This is a genomic window from Mycobacterium sp. NGS64 (genome assembly GCF_059812245.1).
In genome coordinates this window covers 120822-142779 of sequence record NZ_JCALCI010000005.1, presented here as the reverse complement: position 1 = coordinate 142779, position 21958 = coordinate 120822, and the positions used below count along the sequence as shown (strand labels likewise).

Here is a 21958-nt window from a genome sequence, read left to right as displayed (position 1 = left end):
GCCCCCGTTTACACAGGCTCGCGCCACATCGTCAGCACGCCGTCGCGCCGCCCGGCGATCAATCGCTCGCCGCGCAGCGCGGAGCCCACCGCGACCCCGCCCTGCCCGCGCCACGCCGTGACGAGCGTGTCGACGCCGCGAATCTGCTTGTCGGTCAACCCCGTCGCGCCCCCGGACAGCAGCCAGCCGCGGATCACCCGCCGTCGAACCGGGTCCGGCAGCGCGGCCAGCTGCCCGGCCTCCAGGCCCGCCCCCGCCCGCACCCCGGGCAGCGCCTGCGCGGCCAGCGCATCGATCAGCTCGGTGTCCTCGCGCAACGCGGTCGCGGTGCGCGCCAACGCCTCGGCCACGCCGCCGCCCAGCACGTCCTCCAACAGCGGCAGCACCTCAAGGCGCAGCCGGGTCCGGGTGAAGCGGCGGTCGGTGTTGTGCGGATCCTGCCAGGCGGTCAACCCCAGTTCCGCGCACGCGGCGTGGGTCGCGGATCGCCGCACCCCCAGCAGCGGCCGGCACCACGGCGGATCGTGCGGCCGCATGCCGGCGATCGAGCGGCCCCCGGAGCCGCGGCCCAGACCCAGCAGCACCGTCTCCGCCTGATCGTCGAGCGTGTGCGCCAACAGTACCGGGCCGTCGCCGGTGGCGCTCAGCGCCGCATAGCGGGCCGCGCGGGCTGCCGCCTCCGGGCCGCCGTCCTTGCCCACCTCCACGCAAAGCACTTGGGCGTCAACGCATCCCAGCGCGAGCGCCTGCTGCCGGGCGGTCTCGGCGACGGCGGCCGACCCGCGTTGCAGGCCGTGGTCGACGATCACGGCGGTGGTGGGGCGGAGCGGGGCGGCGACCGCGGTGAGCGCCAGCGAGTCGGGACCGCCGGACAGCGCCACGCGCCACCGCTTGCAGGTGGCGAGATAGGTGTTGGCGAAAGCCTCGACAGCCGTGCGCAGCTGCCCTACAGCACCCTGTCGATCCATCGCTGGGGGTCTTCGATCTCGGCGGGCAGTGGCAGCGTTTCGGGGCCCGACCAGATGGTGTTGAACCGCTGCATTCCGACCTTGCCCACGACGTGGTCGACGAACGCCTTGCCGCGGGTGTATTGGCTGAGCTTCGCGTCGAGCCCGAGGAGCGCGCGCAGCAGCCGCTGCAACGGCGGCTGCTTGCGGTGGCGGCGCTCGTCGAATCGGCGGCGGATGGTGGCCACCGACGGCACCACGACCGGCCCGACGGCATCCATCACGTGATCGGCGTGGCCCTCCAGCAGCGTCCCGAGCACCAGCAGCTGGTCCAGGGCCTCGCGTTGCGGCTCGGATTGCACGGCGCGCACCAGGCCGAGGATCCCCGACGCGGTGCCGTCCGACGCCGCAGACCCATCCGCGCCGTTGCCGCGGTTGCGGACGAATTCGGCGAGCCGGGTCGCCACCTCCCGCATGTCCTCGCCCGCGTCCTGCGTCAGCAGTCCCAGCGCCTTGGACATGTAGTCGGACAACCACGGGTTGGCGGTGAACTGGACCCGGTGGGTCACCTCGTGCAGGCACACCCACAGCCGGAAGTCGGAGGGGTCGACGCGAAGCTGGCGCTCGACGGCGATGACGTTCGGATAGACCAGCAGCAGGCTTCCCTGTCTCGCGGCTGCGAACGGGTCGTACTGGCCGAGGATGCCGGACGACACGAACGCCAGCACGGCGCCCGTCTGCGCGCCGGTGATGCGGCCGGTGAAAAATCCGCGCGGCTTGTCGGTTCCGTTGGTCATCACCCGCATCGACTCGGCGGCCGCGCCGATCCACTGCAGGCGGTCGACGACGCGGGCCGACGGCACGTCGCCCTTGTTGAAGCCGTCGGTGATCAGGCCGGTGACGTCGCGCACCGGCGGTTCTGCCTTGGCGGCCGCGCTGGTCAGCTCGTCGATCGCCTGGCGGCGGGTGTAGTCACTAGCCGCCGGGCCGGGCCGGGCCAGGCGCTGACCGACCGTCGCCGCGAACTGCCAGTCGACGGCGGTCCCGAGGGTCAGGCCGGACGAGGCGGTCATGCGCACCCGCAGAACCACAGCTTGGTGGCCAGGGCGTCCATCGCGTTGCGGCCGTTCGGGCCCGCGTCGTTGGACAGGAACGCGAACGTGAGCACGCGCCCGCTGCGGTCGGTCAGCACGCCGACCAGCGAATTGACCGCGGTCAACGAGCCCGTCTTGGCGCGCAGCCAGCCAGCGGGACCGCGGTCGGTGGCCGCGTCGAGGAACCGGTCGCCCAGCGTCCCGCTGCCGCCGGCGATCGGCAGCAGATCCAGCAGCGCCCGCAGCGCCGGCTGGTCCGGGCCCGCGGCCGCCTGCACCACCCCGTCGAGCGTCTTGGCGGTCAGGCGGTCGTCGACCGAAAGCCCGCTGGAATCGACCAGCCTGGCTCCGGCGGTGTCGACGTGCGCGGTGCTCAACCGGTTGGTCACCGCGTCGACAGCCCCGGCGAAGCTCTGCGGCCGGTTGATCGCGGCGGCGACCTCCCGGGCGATGCACTCGGCCAGCACGTTGTCGGAGTGGTCCATCATCTCGGACAGCCGCTGGACCAGCGGCGCGGACTGCACGACGGCCAGCTGCCGCGCGCCGGAGGGCGCCGTGGCGATCGTCACCGCGCCCGGGTCCAGGCCGAGGGCCTTCGCCAGCTCTCGCCCGGCGTCCAGCGCCGGCGTCTTGGACCGCCGCGAGTTGACCGTGGTCGGCTGGATGCGGCCGGCGTCGATCATCACCGACTCGATCGGCGCGATGTCGCCGTTGTCGACGTCGGCCGGGTCCCAGCCCGCCGCCATCGTCGGTCCGCTGAACGCCGAGATGTCCACCTGTACCGCGGTCGGGGTCACCCCGCTGCGGCGCACCTGCTCGGCGAGGTCGCTGATGCGCGCCGCACCGCGATACCAGGTGTCCACACCCGGCGGCGCGGCCGACAGCACCGGGTCACCCGCGCCGACCAGCACGACGGGCCCCTGGGCGTTCTGGCTGCCCGCGACCACCCGGGTGCTGATCCGGGCCTGGCGGTCCAGGGTCAGCAACGCCGCCGCCGCGGTCAGGACCTTGTTGGTGGAGGCCGGCACCAGCGGCAGGTCGTCGGCCACCTGCCAGAGCTCTTTGCCGGTGATGGCGTCGGTGATCCGGCCACCTAGCCGGCCCAGGTTGGGATCGGCGGCCGCCGGCGCCAGCGCGGCGGCCACCCCGGCGGGGCTGGCCGTCTCGGCCGTGTCGGCGACCGGGACCATGCCCGGCTTGACCGTCGGCGGGCGCGGCGGCGGCACGGGCACATGCGCCGCTCCGGCCCCGTGACCCCCCGTGGTGAAAAACGTTGCCGCAGCCACCACCGCGGCGACGAACGCCAGCACGGCCAATCCGATGAACACCTGGGTGGATTTCCGCCAGCGAGTAGGACCCATCACTCTCCTGACTGTTTGAACCCATTCTGCCGAATCGGCCGCGATGCCCTCGACTAGGGTGATGCCCGACCCAGGTCCACCCCTCGTGAAGGAGCCCGCGCGGTGCAATTCGACGTCACCATCGAAATCCCGAAAGGTCAACGCAACAAGTACGAGGTCGACCACGAGACGGGCCGGGTACGGCTGGACCGCTACCTCTACACCTCGATGGCCTACCCCACCGACTACGGCTTCATCGAGGACACCCTCGGCGAGGACGGCGACCCGCTGGACGCGCTGGTGCTGCTGCCGCAATCCGTGTTCCCCGGCGTGATCGTGGAGGCGCGCCCGGTGGCGATGTTCCGGATGGTCGACGAGGCCGGCGGCGACGACAAGGTGTTGTGTGTGCCGGCCGGCGACAGCCGGTGGGACCAGATCCAGGACATCGGGGATGTGCCGCCCTTCGAACTCGACGTCATCAAGCACTTCTTCTCCCAATACAAGGCCCTGGAGCCGGGCAAGTACGTGAAGACCGCCGACTGGGTCGACCGCGCCGAAGCCGAGGCCGAGGTGCAGCGTTCGGTCGAGCGGTTCAAGGCTTCCGGGCACTAACGCTCTGGGCTTAACCGCCGCGCGCCACCCGGTGGCATCCTGGCGATGTGACCCCGATGTGGCATTTCGCCTCCAACTTTTGGTGGCTGATCTTTCCGCTGGGCGGCTCGATCGGCGCCGGCGTGCGGGCGGTCGTCGCCGCCAACGAGCGTCGGGCCGACCGGCGGCTGGAGCGCTACCGGCTGAAGCAGCAGGCCAAGATCGCGGCGGCCGAGGCGGCCGGGCGCAACCGGGACAACAGTGAAAACTCGCGCCGGGAGCTCACCAAAATCATTGCGGCGCATGACCGTACCGACGCGCGGTGGTTCGATTACGAACTCGACCTCGCCAAGTTGCTGGACTTCCCGATGATGACGGACATGCGCGCCCCGCTGACCATCGCGTTTCACAAGGCGAAGCGGCGCGCGGACCTGCTGCGCCCGGAACGGGCCGCGGACGTGGAGGCCCTTGCCGGCGATCGCGCCGCCCAGGTGGAGTACCGCGACGCGGTCCACGAGTACATCAGCGCGTTCGAGATCGCCGAGGCCGAGGCGATTCGCCGCCGCCGCAGCGACTTCTCCGAGGACGACCAGCAGCGGCTGGCGCGCGCGCAGCACCTGCTGCACCTCGCGCAGGACGAGGCGGCCACGCGCGAGGAACGGCAGAGCGCCTACCTGCGGGCCACCAAGGAACTCGACGGGCTGATCGTGCTGCCGGCGCCGGCGCGGGCCGCGATCGAAAGTCGGATCGCGGGACAGATCGAGGCTTAGCCCGACGACGATGCGGGCCGTGTAACGGCCCGCTGAGAAGTCGGGCAATCGGACTTAGCCCGACGACGATGCGGGCCGTGTAACGGCCCGCTGAGAAGTCGGGCAATCGGACTTAGCCCGACGACGATGCGGGCCGTGTAACGGCCGGCTGAGCGGCCCTGCGCCGATTGCGCAACACGCTCCAGCCCAGGGCCGCCCCGATGAAGACCACGCCGACCGAGGCGGTGACCGCCTCGGGCACCTGCCACCGCGGCTCGATGGAGACCAGCATGATCACGGACAGCGCGCCGATCGCCCAGTGCGCGCCGTGCTCGAGGTACACGTAACGGTCCAGCGTGTCCTGCTGGACCAGGTAGATGGTGATCGACCGGACGAACATCGAGCCCACCAGCCCGAGACCCAGCGCGATGACTATCGGGTCGGAGGTGATCGCGAAGGCGCCGGTGACCCCGTCGAAGGAGAAGGCGGCATCGAGCACCTCAAGGTAGATGAACAGCGTCAGCCCGGCCTTGCCGACCGCGCTGCCGGCCGCCTTCCCGTCGGCCACCGTGTCGAGGTCCTGGGGCCGAAACGCCCGGCTCAAACCGTTGACGACCAGATACGAGATCAGTCCCAGCACCCCGGCGGTCAGCACCGTCGCACGCTCGTCGCCGGAGTGCGTCAGCTCCGTCGACACCAGGACCAACGCGACGCCGGCCACCACCACCGACACCTGACCGAGCCGTCCGATGCGGGCGAATGGGACCTCAATCCACTTGAGCCACTTGATGTCTCGGTCGTGAAACACGAAATCCAGAAACAGCATCAACAGGAAGGTCCCGCCGAACGCCGCGATCTGTGGGTGGGCGGCGGCGATCAGCTTCTCGTAGCTGGGCGAGCCGTCCGGGAATTCCAGCGCGCCATGCGGCGGCGGGTTGAGCGCCAACTCGAACGCGCGGACCGGTTCGAGGCCGGCGGTGGCCCAGACGATGAGCAGCGGAAAAAACAACCGCATGCCGAAGACGGCGATGAGGATGCCCAGCGTCAGGAACATCTGCCGCCAGAACGGGCTCATCCGCTTGAGGATCGCCGCGTTGATGATCGCGTTGTCGAACGACAGGGATATCTCGAGAACGGCCAGCACCAGCAGCAGGAAGAGGGCGTTCGGCCCGCCGTGCAGATATCCGATCGCGAGGGCCGCGGCGGTGACGAACAGCGAGATCGCGAAGATGCGGAACGCGGCCATGGATCCTTCCCGACAGCCGCCCACGATAGCGACGACGTCGCCGGTGCGGGCTACCGACGCCGGCGCACTTACTATTTTCAAATTGTGGCGATGCCCGAAGCCGGCGGTACCCAAGCCTCCACCGGGGCCGGCCCGGTCGCGCGCGGCAGCGTGGCCCGGGTCGCCACCGCCACCGCGCTCACCGCGCTGTGCGGGTACGCGGTGATCTATCTGGCCGCCCGCGACCTGGCGCCGCGCGGCTTTTCGATCTTCGGGGTGTTCTGGGGTGCGTTCGGTCTGGTCACCGGGGCCGCGTTCGGCCTGCTGCAGGAAACCACCCGCGAGGTCCGGTCGGAGAGCTACCTGCACGACATCGGGGCGGCCCCGGTCAGCCGCACCCATCCGCTGCGCGTCGCCGCGATGATCGGGGTGGTCGCGGCCGTCGTGATCGCCGGCAGCTCGCCGCTGTGGAGCGGGCGGGTGTTCGTCGAGGACCGCTGGCTGTCGGTGGCGCTGCTATCCGTCGGGTTGGCCGGGTTCTGCCTGCACGCCACCCTGCTGGGCATGCTGGCCGGCACCAACCATTGGACGTCGTACGGGGCGCTGATGGTGACCGACGCGGTCATCCGGGTGACGGTCGCCGCGGCCACGTTCGTGCTCGGATGGGGGCTGGCCGGATTCCTGTGGGCGACGGTGGCGGGCGCGACGGCCTGGCTGATCATCCTGGCGGCGTCGCCCACGGCCCGCGCCGCGGCGCGGCTGCTGACGCCCGGCGGCACCTCGACCTTCCTGCGCAGCGCTGCGCATTCCATCACCGCGGCCGGCGCCAGCGCGATCCTGGTGATGGGGTTCCCGGTGCTGCTGAAGCTGACCAGCGCCGAGTTGGGCGCCCAGGGCGGCGTCATCATCCTGGCCGTGACGCTGACCCGCGCGCCGCTGCTGGTCCCGCTGACCGCCATGCAGGGCAACCTCATCGCGCACTTCGTCGACGAGCGCAGCGACCGGCTTCGGGCGCTGCTCGCGCCGGCGGCCATCATCGGCTGCGTCGGCGCGGTCGGGGTGCTGGCGGCCGGTGTCATCGGGCCCTGGCTGCTGCGGGTCGCGTTCGGCGCGCAGTACCAGGCCAGCAGCGCGCTTCTGGCGTGGCTGACGGCGGCGGCCGTGGCGATCGCGATGCTGACGCTGACCGGAGCCGCGACCGTCGCCGCGGCGCTGCACCGGGCCTACGCGCTCGGTTGGGTCGGCGCGACGGTGGCGTCGGGGCTGTTGCTGATGCTGCCGCTGGCACTGCAGACGCGCACGGTGGTCGGCCTGCTGTGCGGACCGACGGTCGGAATCGGCGTGCATCTGGCGGCCCTCGCGCGCGCCGGACGCTTAACCGGCTGATCCTGGCTAACCTGGTGCACTTAGATGGCTACTGAATCCCAAGGCGTCTGGATCGTCATTCCCGCCTTCAACGAAGCAGCAGTGATCGGCGACGTGATCGCCGACGTCCGCTCGGCCTTCGACAATGTCGTCTGCGTGGACGACGGGAGCACCGACGGCACCGGCGAGATCGCCCGGCGGGCCGGCGCGCACCTGGTGCGCCATCCGGTCAACCTGGGCCAGGGCGCGGCCATCCAGACCGGCATCGAGTACGCCCGCAGCCAGCCCGGGGCCCAGGTGTTCGCCACGTTCGACGCCGACGGCCAGCACCGCGTCAAAGATGTGGCCGCGATGGTCGAACGGCTCGGGGTGGGTGACGTCGACGTCGTCATCGGGACCCGGTTCGGCGCCCAGGAAGGCAGCCGGCCACCGCTTTTCAAGCGGATCGTGCTGCGGACCGCCGCGCGGCTGAGCCGGCGCGGTCGCCGACTTGGCTTGACCGACACCAATAATGGGCTGCGGGTGTTCAACAAGAAAGTCGCCGACGGGCTGGACATCACCATGAGCGGCATGAGCCACGCCAACGAGTTCGTCATGCTGATCGCCGAAAACCATTGGCGCGTAGCCGAACAGCCGGTCGAGGTGCTCTACACCGAATACTCGAAGTCGAAGGGCCAGCCCCTGCTCAACGGCGTCAACATCATCTTCGACGGGTTTCTGCGAGGGAGGATTCCGAGATGAACTGGATCCAGGTGCTGCTGATCGGGGCGATCATCGCGCTGCTGGTCTATCTGTTGCGGTCGCGCCGCAGCTCGCGGTCCAAGGCGTGGGTCAAGGTCGGATACGTGCTGTTCGTGTTCGGCGGCATCTACGCTGTGTTGCGGCCCGACGACACGACGGTGGTCGCGCACTGGTTCGGCGTGCGCCGCGGCACCGACCTGATGCTCTACGCGCTGATCATCGCGTTCAGCTTCACCACCCTGAGCACCTACATGCGGTTCAAGGACTTGGAGTTGCGCTACGCGCGACTGGCCCGGGCGGTGGCGCTGGAGGGCGCGCAGGAGCCCGAGCCGTCGTCGAACGTGTAACCGCTGCGCAAAAATCGGCCGAATTTCGCAGTCAGTGCACGCTCGGCGCAGGGGTCAAAGAGTGTGGGCCCGACGGAAGTACTCGACGGTGCGACGCACGCCGTCTTCCAGCCGCACCTGCGGGCGCCAGCCCAAAACCCTTTCGGCCAAACCGATATCGAGGCACGAGCGCCTCAGATCGCCCAAGCGGTCCGGATGGAACTCCGGGTCGTCGGGCCCGCCGACTGCGGCGGCCACCGCCGAATGCAGTTGGCGGTCCGAGGTTTCGATGCCGGTGCCGACGTTGAACCGCTGCCCGCCGCCCGCGGGACCGGCGGCCTTGACGAATGCGTCGACCACGTCGTCGACGTACACGTAGTCGCGGGTTTTGCCGCCGTCGCCGAAGACCTTGGTGGGCTTGCCGGCCAGCAGCGCCTGGGCGAAGATCGCTACCACGCCCGCCTCGCCGTGCGGGTCCTGCCGCGGTCCGTACACGTTGGCGGGCGCGATGTGCGAGCAGTCCAGCCCGTACAGATTGCGGAACGTGTTCAGGTAGATTTCGCCGGCCACCTTTCCGGCGGCATATGGCGAAGAAGGATCAGTCGGGGCGTCCTCAGTGGTCGGGTACACCGGCGGGGTGCCGTAGATGGATCCCCCCGACGAGGTGTGCACGATCTTGCGCACACCGGTCTGGCGCGCCGCCTCGGCCAGGCGGATGGTGCCGATGACGTTGACCGACGCGTCGAACTGGGGATTCGCCACCGAGTGCCGCACGTCGATCTGGGCGGCCAGGTGAAACACCACCTCCGGCCGGTGCTCGTCGAGGATCGCGTGCAGGTCGGCCGTCACGATGTCCGCCTCGACGAAGACGTGCGCCTGGTTGTCAGCCAGGTGCTCGAGGTTGGTCGCGCGGCCGGTGGCGAAATTGTCCAGCCCCACTACCGTGTGCCCGTCGGCCAGCAGACGGTCGACTAGCGTCGACCCGATGAATCCGGCTCCCCCGGTGACCAGTGCGCGCACCGGCCCACCATACAAGCGGGCCGCGCGCACAACCCGCGTGCCTCGAGTCGCCCTGGCCGCGGCCGCGCTGATCGTCGCGCAGCTGGGGATCCGCGCGGTGCTCGCCTTTCGCGGCTATTTCTACTGGGACGACCTGATTCTCATCGGCAAGGCCGGCACGCAGGGCCTGCTGTCGCCGTCCTACCTGTTCGACGACCACGACGGCCACGTGATGCCGGCCGCGTTCCTGGTCGCCGGCGCGCTCATCCGGTTGGCGCCGCTGGACTGGACCGGCCCGGCGATCAGTCTGCTGGTGCTGCAGCTGCTGGCCTCGCTGGCGCTGCTGCGGGCGCTGTACGTCATCCTCGGCTGGCGGTGGGTGCTGCTGTTGCCGTTGACATTCGCGCTGTTCACACCGCTGGCCGTGCCGGGGTTCGCCTGGTGGGCCGCGGCGCTGAACTCGCTGCCCATGCTGGCGGCGCTGGCCTGGGTGTGCGCCGACGCGATCCTGCTGGTCCGCACCGGCAACCGGCGCTACGCGCTGACCGGTGTGCTGGCCTACTTCGGCGGGCTGCTGTTCTTCGAGAAGGCCGCCGTGATTCCGTTCGTCGCCTTCGCGGTGGCCGCGCTGCTCTGCCACGTGCGGGGTGACGGGCCGGCGGTCCGCACGGTGTGGCGCGCGGGCCGGCGGCTGTGGCTCGCGTCCCTGGCCCTCACCGCCGCGTGGATTGCGCTGTACCTGGCCGTGGTCAACCAGAAGCGGTGGAGTTCCGACCTGTCGATGACCGGCGACCTGCTGTGGCGATCGATCACCCACGGCATCGTGCCCGGGCTGGCCGGCGGGCCCTGGCACTGGGACCGCTGGGCACCTGCCTCGCCGTGGGCCACTCCCCCGGCGGCGGTGATGGCACTCGGCTGGCTGGTCCTGGCCGGGCTGGTTGCGCTGGCGCTGTTCCGCAAGCAACGCATTTGGCCGGTGTGGCTGACCGCGGCGGGCTACACCGTCGCCTGTCAGGTGCCGATCTATCTGATGCGGTCGTCGAAGCAGACCGCGCTCGAACTCGCCCAGACCCTGCGCTACCTGCCGGATCTGGTCGTGGTGTTGGCGCTGCTGGCCGCCGTCGCGTTGTGCGCGCCCAACCGGCCGGCCGCCGCAAGATGGCTGGACGCCTCACCGAAACGCGCCGCGGCGACGGCGGTTTTGGCGGCGGCGTTCGTGGCCAGCAGCCTGTACTCGACAGCCACCTTCCTGACCAGCTGGCGCGACAACCCGGCCCAGCCCTACCTGCAGAACGCGCGGGCCGCGCTCGCCGCCGCGCGCGCGTCCTCGGACGCGCCGCTCCTGGACCAGGAGGTCGACCCGCTGGTGTTGCAGCGCGTGGCCGCCCCGGAGAACCTGGCCAGCCACATGTTCGCCCTGCTGCGTGATCGGCCCGAATTCGCCTCGGCGACAAGCCAATTACGGATGTTCGACAGTTCGGGCCGGCTGATCAAGGCGCGGGTCAGCTGGATACGCACCATCGTCCCGGGACCCATGCCGCAGTGCGGGTACTTCGCCCAGCCGGACAAGCCGGCGCGGCTGATGCTCGACGGGCCGCTGCTGCCCGCCGATTGGACCGTCGAACTCAATTACCTTGCCAACAGCGAGGGTTCGATGACCCTGTCGCTCTCCGAGGGACCCGACGTCAAGGTGCCGGTGCATCCGGGTTTGAACCGCGTGTTTGTCCGGCTGCCGGGCGCCGGAAACGCCATCACCGTCCGCGCCAACACCACCGCGCTGTCGTTGTGCCTGGCGTCGGGTCCGGTCGGTTTCGTCGCGCCGGCCTGAGTCGGCTTGACCCCAGCACGCGGCGAGCGTGACGCCAGCGTCACATTCGCGGTCGAGCGTGACGCCAGCGTCACATTCGGCGCACGAGAGGCATCGAAACTGCCCCGCTCTCTTAGGGATTGGCCCGCTCGGAGTTGGCGGCCTGGGAGCGAAGCCCTGCGACCACCCGCGGGAATGGAGGCGGCGCCGCGTCCCGTGGTTCGTGCTCGATGTGGGCCCATTGGTGGGGCGCGAAATACCACGACCACCTGCCCTTGGTGTAACCGATCTTGAGAACCGCGCCCTCGGTGTCGAAATGTAGTTCGTCTCCGTAGGTGTTCTCGCTGCCATCGGCCCACACAACCTTGAATGTCATAGCAGCACGCTACGAAGGCTCACGGCGATCCGCTCGCCCGCTTGGGGAGGGGCGACGGGTTTTACGGTTCGTTAAGCAGCTTGTTTCGGATGCGCTACCGCCCTTTCAGAATCAGGCCATTAGTGCAACGATTCCCGGATGGGTGAACGCGATGCCGCCCAGGCCGTGGCATTGGTCCGGGCCTTGTGCGATCTGATCGACGAAATGACCCGACAGCTTGCTTGGCTAGAACACCGGGGTTGCCGGCCCGAGGCAGACGCGCTGCGACGGGACATCAACGAAGCACAAGGCCACATCAACCGGTTACAACGCCGGTACCTGCGCGATGGGGAGCAAGCGCCCGCGCGTCGGCTTGCTCAACAGGCTCGCTGAACCGGCCCGAGATCGCGCGCCGGATGAGGCGAATACTGGAGCCACCTAGGAGAATCGAACTCCTGACCTGCTCATTACGAGTGAGCCGCTCTACCGACTGAGCTAAGGTGGCGTGCCCTGCGGGCGGCACGAGTCTACGGCAGGCGGGCTGACCCACCCAAGTCGCCGGAGGTCAATCCCGCAGTTCCTGGCCGAACGTGGCGACCATCGCGTCCACCGCGAACTTGGGTTTGACGTTGATCGCCAGCGCCTCGCGGCATTCCAGCACCGCCTCGATGCAGCGCAGCAGCTTCTCGGGCGAGGCATGTGCGCCCAGGGCGGCCACCCGATCGGCCATGTCGGGGTGGTTCGCCTTTACGCCGCCGGCATTCGCCGACACCACCAACGCATCCCGAAAGTAGGTGGCGAGGTCGATCAGCGCCCGGTCCAGGGCATCGCGCGACGCCCGCGTCTGGCGCGACTTCTGCCGTCGCTCAAGGTCTCTGATCGCGCCCGTGGCACCCCGCAGCGCGCCCGCGGTGCCCTTGCCCGTGCCGCCGGCGCCGAGCGCCGTCCGCAGCTCCTCGGTCTCGGCCTCGGCGCGGTCCGCCGTCAGCACCACGGCCTCGGCCTCGGCCGCGGCCACCAGTTCCTCGGCGGCGGCGTAGGCACGCGACGGGGTTGCCGCGTCGCGCACCAGGCCGAGCGCCCGCTCCCGTCGCTGCCGCGCCTCGGAATCGGTGGCGAGCCGACGCGCCCGCCCCACATGCCCGCCGCTGACCGAGGCGGCCCAGTTGGCCGTCTCTTCGTCCAGGCCGTCGCTGTCGACGAGGACCCGCGCGATCGCCTCGGTCGGCGGGGTCACCAGCGCGACGTGCCGGCACCGGGAACGCAGCGTGACCGCGATGTCCTCGGGGTCCACCGACGGCGCGCACAACAGGAACACCGTCGACGGCGGCGGCTCCTCGACGACCTTCAGCAGCGCGTTCGCGGCGCCCTCGGTCAACCGGTCGGCGTCCTCGATCACCACGATCTGCCGGTGCCCGGTCGTCGGGCGCCGCGACGCGATCTGCACGATCGCGCGCATCTCGTCGACGCCGATGGACAGGCCCTCGGGAATCACCCGCCGCACGTCGGCGTGGGTGCCGGCCATGGTCGTCGTGCAGGCCCGGCAACGCCCGCACCCGGGCTCGCCTTCCTCAGTGCATTGCAGCGCGGCCGCGAAGCACAGCGCGGCCACCGAGCGGCCGGAACCCGGTGGGCCGGTGATGAGCCACGCATGTGTCATAGTCCCGTCGGCCGGATCGCTGTGAGCCGGATCACCGCGGGCCGCGCGGGCAGCCGCGAGCAGCGTGGCCACCACGGCCTCCTGGCCTACCAGCCGCGTAAACACCCCGGACATCACCGGCAACAGTAATGACGCCGACCGACCGATACCGATCGGCCACCGGATCGGGATGAATCCGTGACATTCCCGCGCATTTCGGCAGGTATTCGCGACTTGCCGAGATGCTTATTGTTTTCCGCGAAGTCCGCCCTGCCCGATACGGTGGATTGGTGGCAACCGAGGCAGCACTGCCCGGGCGGATCAGCGCGTTCGCCCGGTGGGTGGTGCGCACGCCGTGGCCACTGTTCGCGCTGAGCATGCTGCAGGCCGACATCATCGGCGGGCTGTTCGTGCTGGGCTTCCTGCGCTACGGCCTGCCACCGCAGGACCGCATCCAGCTGCAGGACCTGCCGCCGGTCAACCTTGCCGTCTTCGTCAGCGTCGTGATCTTCCTTTTCCTCGCCGGGATCGTGTTCAACCTGCGGCTGATGCTGCCGGTGTTCCGCTGGCAACGCCGCGACAACCTGCTGGCCGAGGCCGACCCGGCCGCCACCGAGCTGGCCCGCAGCCGCGCGTTGCGGATGCCGTTCTACCGCACGATCACCAGCATGGTCGCCTGGTGCATCGGCGGCGTGGTGTTCATCATCGCGAGCTGGTCGGTCGCCAAGTACACCGCGCCCGTCGTCGCGGTCGCCACGGCGCTGGGCGCCGCCGCGACGGCGATCATCGGGTACCTGCAATCCGAGCGGGTGCTGCGGCCGGTGGCCGTCGCGGCCCTGCGCAGCGGCGTGCCGGAGAACGTCAAGGCGCCCGGCGTGATCCTGCGCCAGATGCTGAGCTGGATGCTGTCCACCGCGGTGCCGCTGCTGGCGATCGTGCTGGCGGTGGTGGCCGACAAGGCCTCCCTCCTGCACGCCACGCCCGAGAAGCTGTTCAACCCGATCCTGTTGCTGGCGTTGGCGGCGCTGGGCATCGGGCTGGTCAGCACCCTGCTGGTGGCCATGTCGATCGCCGATCCGCTGCGCCAGCTGCGCTGGGCGCTGTCGGAGGTGCAGCGCGGCAACTACAACGCGCACATGCAGATCTACGACGCCAGCGAGCTGGGCCTGCTGCAGGCCGGCTTCAACGACATGGTGCGTGACCTGTCCGAGCGGCAGCGGCTGCGCGACCTGTTCGGCCGTTACGTCGGCGAGGACGTGGCCCGTCGGGCTTTGGAGCGCGGCACCGAATTGGGCGGCCAGGAGCGCGACGTCGCGGTGTTGTTCGTAGACCTGGTGGGCTCCACCCAGCTGGCCGCCACCCGGCCGCCCGCGGAGGTCGTCCACCTGCTCAACGAGTTCTTCCGGGTGGTGGTCGACACCGTCGGCAAGCACGGCGGGTTCGTCAACAAGTTCCAGGGCGACGCGGCGCTGGCCATCTTCGGGGCGCCCATCGAACACCCCGATTCCTCCGGCGGCGCGCTCGCCGCCGCCCGCGAGCTGCACGACGAACTCCTCCCGGTGATCGGTTACGCCGAGTTCGGCATCGGGGTGTCGGCGGGACGGGCCATCGCCGGCCACATCGGCGCGCAGGCCCGCTTCGAGTACACGGTGATCGGCGACCCGGTCAACGAGGCCGCGCGGCTCACCGAGCTGGCCAAGCTGGAGGCCGGGCACGTGCTCGCGTCGGCGATCGCGGTCAGCGGCGCGTTGGACGCCGAAGCGTTGTGCTGGGACGTGGGCGAGGTCGTCGAGTTGCGCGGCCGCGCGGCACCGACCCAGCTGGCCCGGCCCGTGAAGCTGGCCACCCCGGAAGACGTTGTGGAAGAAGAGGTCTCGAGCGACGTGCGCGGTTAGCGCTTGGTCGCCCGCTTTGCCGGGGCCTTGCGGGTGGATTTCTTCGCGGGCCGCTTGGCCGGGCCGCGGGCCCGCCGGTCGGCCAGCAGCTCGGCGGCGCGCTCGTCGGTGATCGACAGCACGTCGTCGCCCTTGCGCAGGCTGGCGTTGGTCTCGCCGTCGGTGACGTACGGCCCGAAGCGGCCATCCTTGATCACCATCGGCTTGCCCGACGCCGGGTCGGTGCCCAGCTCGCGCAGTGGCGGCGCCGAAGCGCCTTGCCTGCCACGGCGTTTGGGTTCGGCGTAGATCTTCAGCGCCTCTTCCAGCGTGATGTCGAAGATCTGGTCCTCGGTCGCCAGCGAGCGAGAGTCGTTGCCCCGCTTGAGGTATGGCCCGTAGCGCCCGTTCTGCGCGGTGATCGGCTCACCGGATTCGGGGTCGGTGCCGACCACCCTCGGCAGCGACAGCAGCTTCAGCGCGTCCTCGAGGGTGACGGTCTGCAGGTCCATGCTGCGCAGCAGCGAGCCGGTTCGGGGTTTCGGACCGGTCGGCTTTTTGCCCTTCCTGGCGGGGGCACCCCCCTCGTCCTCGTCGGGCTGCGGGGGCAGGATCTCGGTCACGTACGGCCCGTACCGGCCGTCCTTGGCGACGATCTCGTGACCGGTTTCCGGATCGATGCCCAGGATGCGGCCCTCCTGCGGGGTGGCGAACAGCTCCTCGGCCACCTCCAGAGTCAGCTCGTCGGGGGTCAGCGAGTCGTTGAGGTTGGCCCGCTGCGGGGTGGGCTCGCCGTCCTCGCCCGTCACGATGCGTTCCAGGTAGGGCCCGTTCTTGCCCACCCGGACGTAGACGGGCCGGCCCTCCGCGTCGTCAAACACCTTGATGGAGTTGACCTCTCGCGCGTCGATGCCCTCGAGGTTGACGCCGACGAGCTTCTTCAGGCCACCGGAGCGGGCTATCGACTCCGGGACGCCGTGGTCGCCGCCGAAGTAGAAGTTGTTGAGCCAGGTGGTGCGCTGCTCGTTGCCCGATGCGATCGCGTCGAGCTCGTCTTCCATCGCCGCGGTGAACCCGTAGTCGACCAGCCGGCCGAAGTGCTGCTCCAGCAGACCGGTCACGGCGAACGCGACCCACGAGGGCACCAGGGCGCTGCCCTTCTTGTACACGTAGCCGCGGTCCTGAATGGTCTTGATGATCGACGAGTACGTCGACGGCCGGCCGATGCCCAGCTCCTCGAGCGCCTTGACCAGCGAGGCCTCGGTGTAGCGCGCGGGCGGGTTGGTGGCGTGGCCGTCCGGGGTGAGCTCGAGGGCCTCCAGCCGCTGCCCCTCGGTCAGGCGGGGCAGCCGGCGCTCGGCGTCGTCGGCCTCGCCGCCGGCTAGCTCGTCGACCGTTTCCACGTAGGCCTTGAGGAAGCCGGCGAACGTGATGGTGCGCCCGGTCGCGGAGAAGATCACGTCACGTTCTCCAGACCTGCCGCCGATCCGCAGGCTCAGCGTGGTGCCGCGCGCGTCGGACATCTGCGAGGCCACCGTGCGCTGCCAGATCAGCTCGTAGAGCCGGAACTCGTCGCCGTCGAGCTCGCGGCGCACCGCGTCAGGGGTCGCGAACGTCTCCCCGGCGGGCCGGATCGCCTCGTGCGCCTCCTGCGCGTTCTTCACCTTGCGGGTGTACTGGCGCGGCGACGGCGAGACGTACTCCTCGCCGTAGAGCTGGCGCGCCTGGTTGCGCGCGGCGTTGATTGCCGACTGCGACAGCGTCGTCGAGTCGGTGCGCATATAAGTGATGTAGCCGTTCTCGTAGAGGCGCTGCGCGATGCTCATCGTGCGCTCGGAGGAGAACCGCAACTTGCGGCCGGCCTCCTGCTGCAGCGTCGACGTCATGAACGGCGCGTACGGGCGCCGCGTGTAGGGCTTCTCCTCCACCGAGGTCACCGACAGCTGCGCGCCCCGCAACCCGGTGGCCAGCTCCGTCGCGGCGGCCTCGTCGAGGATCACGACCTCATCGGCCTTGCGCAGCTGGCCCAGCGAGTCGAAGTCGCGGCCGGTGGCGACGCGCAGTCCGTCCACGCCCGACAGCCGCGCGGTGAAGGTGGGCGGCTGGGCCTGCGGGTCGGAGACGCTGGCGTCCAGCTGGGCGACGATGTCCCAGTACGACGCGCTGCGGAACGCCATCCGGTCGCGTTCGCGCTGCACGATGATGCGGGTGGCCACCGACTGCACGCGGCCCGCCGACAGCTTGGGCGCGACCTTCTTCCACAGCACCGGGCTGACCTCGTAGCCGTACAGCCGGTCCAGGATGCGGCGCGTCTCCTGCGCGTCGACCAGATCGATGTCCAGGTCGCGGGGGTTTTCGGCGGCCTCGAGGATCGCCGGTTCGGTGATCTCGTGGAAGACCATCCGCTTGACCGGGATGTTCGGCTTGAGGGTCTCCAGCAGGTGCCAGGCGATGGCCTCGCCCTCGCGGTCACCATCCGTGGCCAGGTAGAGCTCGTCGACGTCCTTGAGCAGGCCCTTCAGCTCGCTGACTGTGCTCTTCTTCTCCGGGCTGATGATGTATAGCGGCTCGAAGTCGGCGTCGACGTTGACCCCGAGCCGGGCCCACGGCTCGGACTTGAACTTGGCGGGCACGTCGGCCGCCGCGCGGGGCAGGTCGCGGATGTGGCCTCGGGAGGATTCGACGATGTAGCTGGAACCCAGGTAGCCGGCCAGTTTGCGCGCCTTCGTCGGCGACTCGACGATGACGAGTCGCCTCCGGATCCCATTTCCGCCGCTGACGCGGTCCTTTAGCTTCGGGTCAGCCAACTGCGCTTACGCTCCATCTCTTATCTCGGCCCCCCTTGCGAGACCGCCCTGCAGGAAGAATGACAGGCCAGCGTCCGAAATTCCGGTGAAATCAGGCACGCCAGCGTTCCTTCGCTTGCAGGGCACCTGACAATTTCGCACCCTCGGGCGGGCCTGCGCAAACCGGCCTGCCCAAAAACGGGTCCTACAGCCCGGCTAAACCCGCGGCCACAGCGGCAACGCTTCGGCGGTGGCCGGCGGTTCCCCCACGTTCTCTACCAGGCGCGATAGCCGCCGACGGCCGCTGATCCGCAGCGCCGGCCGGCCGCCGCGCGTGCCGATCAGGGTGGGTGCTATTCCGACGCGCATCAGCGCGGACGCCAGCGGGGAATGGGTGTCGGGCGCGTGCGGATCCAGCCCGAGCAGATAGTGCTCGCCCTCGGGGTTGCCGGCCGCCAGCGTCCAGGCCCGCAGCTCCCGCGGCCCGGGCAGCCACCGCGGGGGCACCGTCTTGACCGCGCCGCGGGTCCATTCGGCGGCCAGCGTGACCAACGCGGGGGTTACGGCCGTCCGTACCAAGGGGGTGTCCTCGTCGGTGCGGCCGATCTCGGGCGCCAGGCCCGCCTCGCGGATCATGTCGGCCAGCGCACTGGCCCGCCACGGCTGGTCCACGACGACCGAGAGCCGCGCGCCCTGCGCCTCGCTCTTGGACGGGTTGCCGACCACGACGATCTGACCGGAGCACGCCAGCACCCCCGAGAGATCGGCGACCGCGGGCGGCACCGACTCCGCTGTGAAGAAGGAAAGCTGGCTCACGCCAACGACAGTAGGCCAGGTCGGCCGTCCACGCCTTCAGGCGCTCTAAACGGAAAGCGAAAACCCCCCGGCGAGTTCCGCTGGGCGGAGTTGCGCGGGGGGTTTCCTCGGAGAAGCTGCTCGTCTCAGACGGAGCGGACTCCGGTGGCCTGGGGGCCCTTAGGGCTGTGGCCGATCTCGAACTCGACCTTCTGGTTTTCTTCAAGGGTGCGGAAGCCCGAACCCTGGATCTCCGTGTAGTGGACAAAAACATCTGCGGAACCGTCTTCGGGCGCAATGAACCCGAAGCCCTTCTCCGCGTTGAACCACTTCACAGTTCCCTGTGGCATCTCTCGATCTTTCCTTTTCTTATGGGTGCGGGGCACCGCCTTTCGATGCCCCGGGCCAGCTGCGACCGCCATGCCTCGCGTAGTCGCCGGAACTTCACCCGACCGATAACCTCGCAGGAACCGCGGCCGCAACGTTGTTCCTGCGAAAGTTTTACACGAACACAGAAGCTGCGACCGCAATCAGTCAACCATGTTCATCGCGTCCGCGACAGACTTGCGTCTCAGACGGATCCTTAGTCGGATCCCCAGCCGGATCCTTGGAGGGTGCCACGTGGCGAGTTTCGGCGCCGACCTGCTGGCGGTCGCGCTCGCCGGAACGGCGGCGGGTGAGCGTCCGCTGCGCCACGTCGCCGAGCTGCCCGCGCGCACCGGCCGGCCGCACGGCTGGCCGGAGTGGGCCGAGCCCGACGTGGTGCGCGCGTTCGCCGAGCGGGGGGTCGAGGCGCCGTGGTCACACCAGTTCCAGGCCGCCGAACTGGCCCACGCCGGACGCCATGTGGTGATCAGCACCGGCACCGCGTCGGGCAAGTCGTTGGCCTATCAGCTTCCCGTCCTCAATGCGCTGGCGACGGACCCGCGGGCCCGGGTGCTCTACCTGTCGCCGACCAAGGCGCTGGGCCACGACCAGTTGCGCACCGCGCACGCGCTGACCGCGGCCGTTCCCCGGCTGCGCGACGTCGCGCCCACCGCCTACGACGGCGACAGCCCCGCCGAGGTGCGACGCTTCGCGCGCGAACGCTCGCGATGGCTGTTTTCCAACCCGGACATGATCCATCTGTCGATCCTGCGCAACCATGCCCGCTGGGCCGTGCTGTTGCGCGGCCTTCGCTTCGTGATCGTCGACGAATGCCATTACTACCGTGGGGTTTTCGGCTCGAATGTGGCGATGGTCCTGCGCCGGCTGCTGCGGCTGTGCGAGCGCTACTCCGCTCACCCGACCGTCGTCTTCGCCAGCGCGACCACCGATTCGCCGGGCGCGACGGCCGCCGAGCTCATCGGCCGTCCCGTCGCGGAGGTCACCGAGGACGGTTCGCCGCAAGGGGCGCGGACCGTGGCGTTGTGGGAGCCCGCGTTGCGGGCCGACCTGACCGGTGAGAATGGGGCGCCGGTGCGCCGGTCCGCCGGCGCCGAGGCGGCGCGGGTGATGGCCGACCTGATCGCGGAGGGCGCGCAGACGCTGACGTTCGTCCGCTCGCGCCGCGCCGCCGAATTGACCGCGCTGGGCGCGCGGGCGCGGCTCGAGGACGTCGCCCCGGACCTGTCGTCGAAGGTGGCGTCGTATCGGGCCGGCTATCTCGCCGAGGACCGCACCGCGCTGGAGCGCGCCCTGGCCGAGGGGCGGCTGCGCGGCCTGGCAACCACGAACGCGCTGGAGCTCGGCGTCGACATCGCCGGACTGGACGCGGTGGTGCTGGCCGGTTTCCCGGGGACGGTCGCCTCGTTCTGGCAGCAGGCCGGGCGGTCGGGCCGGCGGGGCCAGGGCGCGCTGGTCGTGCTGATCGCCCGCGACGACCCGCTGGACACCTACCTTGTCCACCACCCGGCCGCGCTGCTGGACAAGCCGGTCGAGCGGGTCGTCATCGATCCCGCCAACCCCTACATCCTGGGGCCCCAACTCCTTTGCGCCGCAACCGAAATGCCGCTGGACGAAACCGAGATCCGGGATTTCGGCGCCATCGAGGTGGCCCAGGGCCTGATCGACGACGGCCTGCTGCGGCGGCGCAACGCAAAGTACTTCCCCGCCGCCGGGATACAACCGCACGGGGCGGTGGACATCCGCGGCTCGGCGGGCGGCCAGATCGTCATCGTCGAGGCCGACACCGGGCGGTTGCTGGGTAGCACCGGCGTGGATCGGGCCCCGGCCACGGTGCATCCCGGGGCGGTGTATCTGCATCAGGGCGAGACCTATGTCGTCGACTCCCTGGACACCGAGGACGGGATCGCCTTCGTGCACGCCGAGGATCCCGGGTATGCGACGTTCGCGCGCGAACTCACCGACATCGTGGTCACCGGCAGCGGCGAACGGTCGACCTTCGGGCCCGTCACCCTTGGTTTGGTGCCGGTCCGGGTCACCCATCGGGTGGTGGGCTACCTGCGTCGCCGGTTGTCCGGGGAGGTGATCGACTTCATCGAGCTCGACATGCCCGAGCACGTGCTGCCCACCACCGCCGCCATGTACACGATCGCGCCGGATGCCTTGCTGCGCAACGGCATTGATGCTCCTCGCGTTCCGGGGTCGCTGCACGCCGCCGAGCACGCCGCGATCGGCCTGCTGCCCCTGGTGGCCAGCTGCGACCGCGGCGACATCGGCGGCCTGTCCACCGCGATCGGTCCCGATGGGTTGCCCACCGTCTTCGTCTACGACGGCTACCCGGGCGGGGCGGGATTCGCCGAGCGCGGCTTCCGCCGGGCCCGCACCTGGCTGAGCGCGACGGCCGCCGCGATAGAGGCGTGTGAATGCCCGAGCGGATGCCCGTCGTGCGTGCAGTCCCCCAAATGCGGCAATGGCAACGACCCACTGGACAAGGCCGGTGCGGTACTTGTCCTGCGGCTCGTGCTCGCGGAATTGGGTGGCGGCTTCGATTAACGCTTTCGGGCCAAACAAAAATGTATTCATAATTGGCTCCGCCATAGCGAAAGCCTGACTGCAATTCATCGAGCGGCTGCATCGCGCCTTCCGAGACCGGGTCGCGGGGCGCCAGATGGAGCCGCGTACGCATGCCCCGTGACTAGCAACGTCCGCTTGTGCGTCCCCACCGGCGCCCCCTGCGCAACGTTTTTTGTCACGAATACGCCAACGAGGTGAGCGGCCGGATCGCCCGAAATCGGGCCGACCAAAAGGGCGCCGAAGGATGTTTATAACGATTAATCCGAAACGCCTGGAAAGCCTTGATCCCGAAAACTCGACATGTTTAGCTCTTTAGCGTTTTATCGCGCGCGTCGAAATCGAAGCCACCCGGGATGTCGGGGCCTGT

At 69.8% G+C, this 21958-nt stretch carries 19 protein-coding genes and 1 tRNA gene; 9 read left to right on the top strand and 11 right to left on the bottom strand.

What is annotated here, in order from left to right:
* Positions 1-8 precede the first annotated feature (8 nt).
* The 3 genes from tilS to dacB are packed head-to-tail and all read right to left on the bottom strand — an operon-like array spanning position 9 to position 3402.
* On the bottom strand, positions 9-968 hold the full coding sequence (gene tilS, locus AC5Y4S_RS22110; RefSeq protein ID WP_500034763.1) for a tRNA lysidine(34) synthetase TilS: 960 nt from the start codon (positions 966-968) through the stop codon (positions 9-11).
* Positions 947-2020, bottom strand: coding sequence for a zinc-dependent metalloprotease (locus tag AC5Y4S_RS22105; RefSeq protein ID WP_500034762.1), 1074 nt, complete (start codon positions 2018-2020; stop codon positions 947-949). The genes tilS and AC5Y4S_RS22105 overlap by 22 nt, the downstream gene beginning before the upstream one ends.
* Positions 2017-3402, bottom strand: coding sequence for a D-alanyl-D-alanine carboxypeptidase/D-alanyl-D-alanine endopeptidase (gene dacB / locus AC5Y4S_RS22100; RefSeq protein ID WP_500034761.1), 1386 nt, complete (start codon positions 3400-3402; stop codon positions 2017-2019). Before dacB ends, AC5Y4S_RS22105 begins: the two co-directional genes overlap by 4 nt.
* Positions 3403-3504: 102 nt before the next feature.
* Here dacB and AC5Y4S_RS22095 point away from each other — a divergent pair, with 102 nt between their 5' ends.
* Together AC5Y4S_RS22095 and AC5Y4S_RS22090 are read left to right on the top strand one after the other, a co-directional pair.
* On the top strand, positions 3505-3993 hold the full coding sequence (locus AC5Y4S_RS22095) for an inorganic diphosphatase (RefSeq protein ID WP_500034760.1): 489 nt from the start codon (positions 3505-3507) through the stop codon (positions 3991-3993).
* A gap of 56 nt (positions 3994-4049) precedes the next feature.
* On the top strand, positions 4050-4742 hold the full coding sequence (locus tag AC5Y4S_RS22090) for a hypothetical protein (protein WP_500035002.1): 693 nt from the start codon (positions 4050-4052) through the stop codon (positions 4740-4742).
* Positions 4743-4854: 112 nt separating this feature from the next.
* Here AC5Y4S_RS22090 and AC5Y4S_RS22085 read toward each other — a convergent pair whose 3' ends face one another.
* Positions 4855-5967, bottom strand: coding sequence for a DUF475 domain-containing protein (locus AC5Y4S_RS22085; RefSeq protein WP_500034759.1), 1113 nt, complete (start codon positions 5965-5967; stop codon positions 4855-4857).
* A gap of 90 nt (positions 5968-6057) precedes the next feature.
* On the opposite strand from AC5Y4S_RS22085, the gene AC5Y4S_RS22080 reads away from it, so the two are divergent.
* The 3 genes from AC5Y4S_RS22080 to AC5Y4S_RS22070 are packed head-to-tail and all read left to right on the top strand — an operon-like array spanning position 6058 to position 8399.
* Complete coding sequence (locus tag AC5Y4S_RS22080; RefSeq protein ID WP_500035001.1) at positions 6058-7332, top strand: hypothetical protein; 1275 nt, start codon at positions 6058-6060, stop codon at positions 7330-7332.
* A 24-nt stretch (positions 7333-7356) separates the two neighbouring features.
* Positions 7357-8052, top strand: coding sequence for a polyprenyl-phospho-N-acetylgalactosaminyl synthase PpgS (gene ppgS / locus AC5Y4S_RS22075; RefSeq protein WP_500034758.1), 696 nt, complete (start codon positions 7357-7359; stop codon positions 8050-8052).
* On the top strand, positions 8049-8399 hold the full coding sequence (locus AC5Y4S_RS22070; protein ID WP_068108560.1) for a DUF2304 domain-containing protein: 351 nt from the start codon (positions 8049-8051) through the stop codon (positions 8397-8399). Before ppgS ends, AC5Y4S_RS22070 begins: the two co-directional genes overlap by 4 nt.
* A 54-nt stretch (positions 8400-8453) precedes the next feature.
* On the opposite strand, the gene AC5Y4S_RS22065 is transcribed toward AC5Y4S_RS22070, so the two are convergent.
* Positions 8454-9398 carry an NAD-dependent epimerase/dehydratase family protein gene (locus AC5Y4S_RS22065; protein WP_500034757.1) on the bottom strand — a complete coding sequence of 315 codons (945 nt, stop codon included), beginning with the start codon at positions 9396-9398 and terminating at the stop codon, positions 8454-8456.
* Here AC5Y4S_RS22065 and AC5Y4S_RS22060 point away from each other — a divergent pair.
* Positions 9364-11205 carry a hypothetical protein gene (locus AC5Y4S_RS22060; RefSeq protein WP_500034756.1) on the top strand — a complete coding sequence of 614 codons (1842 nt, stop codon included), beginning with the start codon at positions 9364-9366 and terminating at the stop codon, positions 11203-11205. The genes AC5Y4S_RS22065 and AC5Y4S_RS22060 overlap by 35 nt on opposite strands.
* A 112-nt stretch (positions 11206-11317) precedes the next feature.
* Here AC5Y4S_RS22060 and AC5Y4S_RS22055 read toward each other — a convergent pair whose 3' ends face one another.
* Positions 11318-11560 carry a hypothetical protein gene (locus AC5Y4S_RS22055; RefSeq protein WP_500034755.1) on the bottom strand — a complete coding sequence of 81 codons (243 nt, stop codon included), beginning with the start codon at positions 11558-11560 and terminating at the stop codon, positions 11318-11320.
* Positions 11561-11698: 138 nt separating this feature from the next.
* Between AC5Y4S_RS22055 and AC5Y4S_RS22050 the strand changes: the two genes are divergently transcribed.
* Positions 11699-11932 carry a hypothetical protein gene (locus tag AC5Y4S_RS22050; protein WP_500034754.1) on the top strand — a complete coding sequence of 78 codons (234 nt, stop codon included), beginning with the start codon at positions 11699-11701 and terminating at the stop codon, positions 11930-11932.
* Positions 11933-11968: 36 nt separating this feature from the next.
* Here AC5Y4S_RS22050 and AC5Y4S_RS22045 read toward each other — a convergent pair.
* Together AC5Y4S_RS22045 and AC5Y4S_RS22040 are read right to left on the bottom strand one after the other, a co-directional pair.
* Positions 11969-12044: transfer RNA gene (locus tag AC5Y4S_RS22045), tRNA-Thr, on the bottom strand.
* A 60-nt stretch (positions 12045-12104) separates the two neighbouring features.
* Positions 12105-13313 carry a DNA polymerase III subunit delta' gene (locus AC5Y4S_RS22040; protein ID WP_500034753.1) on the bottom strand — a complete coding sequence of 403 codons (1209 nt, stop codon included), beginning with the start codon at positions 13311-13313 and terminating at the stop codon, positions 12105-12107.
* 107 nt (positions 13314-13420) lie between these two features.
* Between AC5Y4S_RS22040 and AC5Y4S_RS22035 the strand changes: the two genes are divergently transcribed.
* Positions 13421-15073: an adenylate/guanylate cyclase domain-containing protein gene (locus tag AC5Y4S_RS22035; RefSeq protein WP_500034752.1), complete on the top strand. Its 1653-nt coding sequence runs from the start codon at positions 13421-13423 to the stop codon at positions 15071-15073.
* Here AC5Y4S_RS22035 and topA read toward each other — a convergent pair.
* From topA to cspA, 3 genes are all read right to left on the bottom strand, one after another.
* Positions 15070-17859: a type I DNA topoisomerase gene (gene topA, locus AC5Y4S_RS22030; RefSeq protein ID WP_500034751.1), complete on the bottom strand. Its 2790-nt coding sequence runs from the start codon at positions 17857-17859 to the stop codon at positions 15070-15072. The two genes, AC5Y4S_RS22035 and topA, sit on opposite strands and share 4 nt — an antisense overlap.
* Before the next feature lie 195 nt (positions 17860-18054).
* Positions 18055-18654: a hypothetical protein gene (locus AC5Y4S_RS22025; RefSeq protein WP_500034750.1), complete on the bottom strand. Its 600-nt coding sequence runs from the start codon at positions 18652-18654 to the stop codon at positions 18055-18057.
* Between the two features lie 125 nt (positions 18655-18779).
* Positions 18780-18983, bottom strand: coding sequence for a cold shock protein CspA (gene cspA / locus AC5Y4S_RS22020; RefSeq protein ID WP_007166602.1), 204 nt, complete (start codon positions 18981-18983; stop codon positions 18780-18782).
* Between the two features lie 271 nt (positions 18984-19254).
* Between cspA and AC5Y4S_RS22015 the strand changes: the two genes are divergently transcribed.
* Entirely contained in the window at positions 19255-21570 is a 2316-nt protein-coding gene (locus AC5Y4S_RS22015) for a DEAD/DEAH box helicase (protein ID WP_500034749.1), read from the top strand.
* Positions 21571-21958 lie beyond the last annotated feature (388 nt).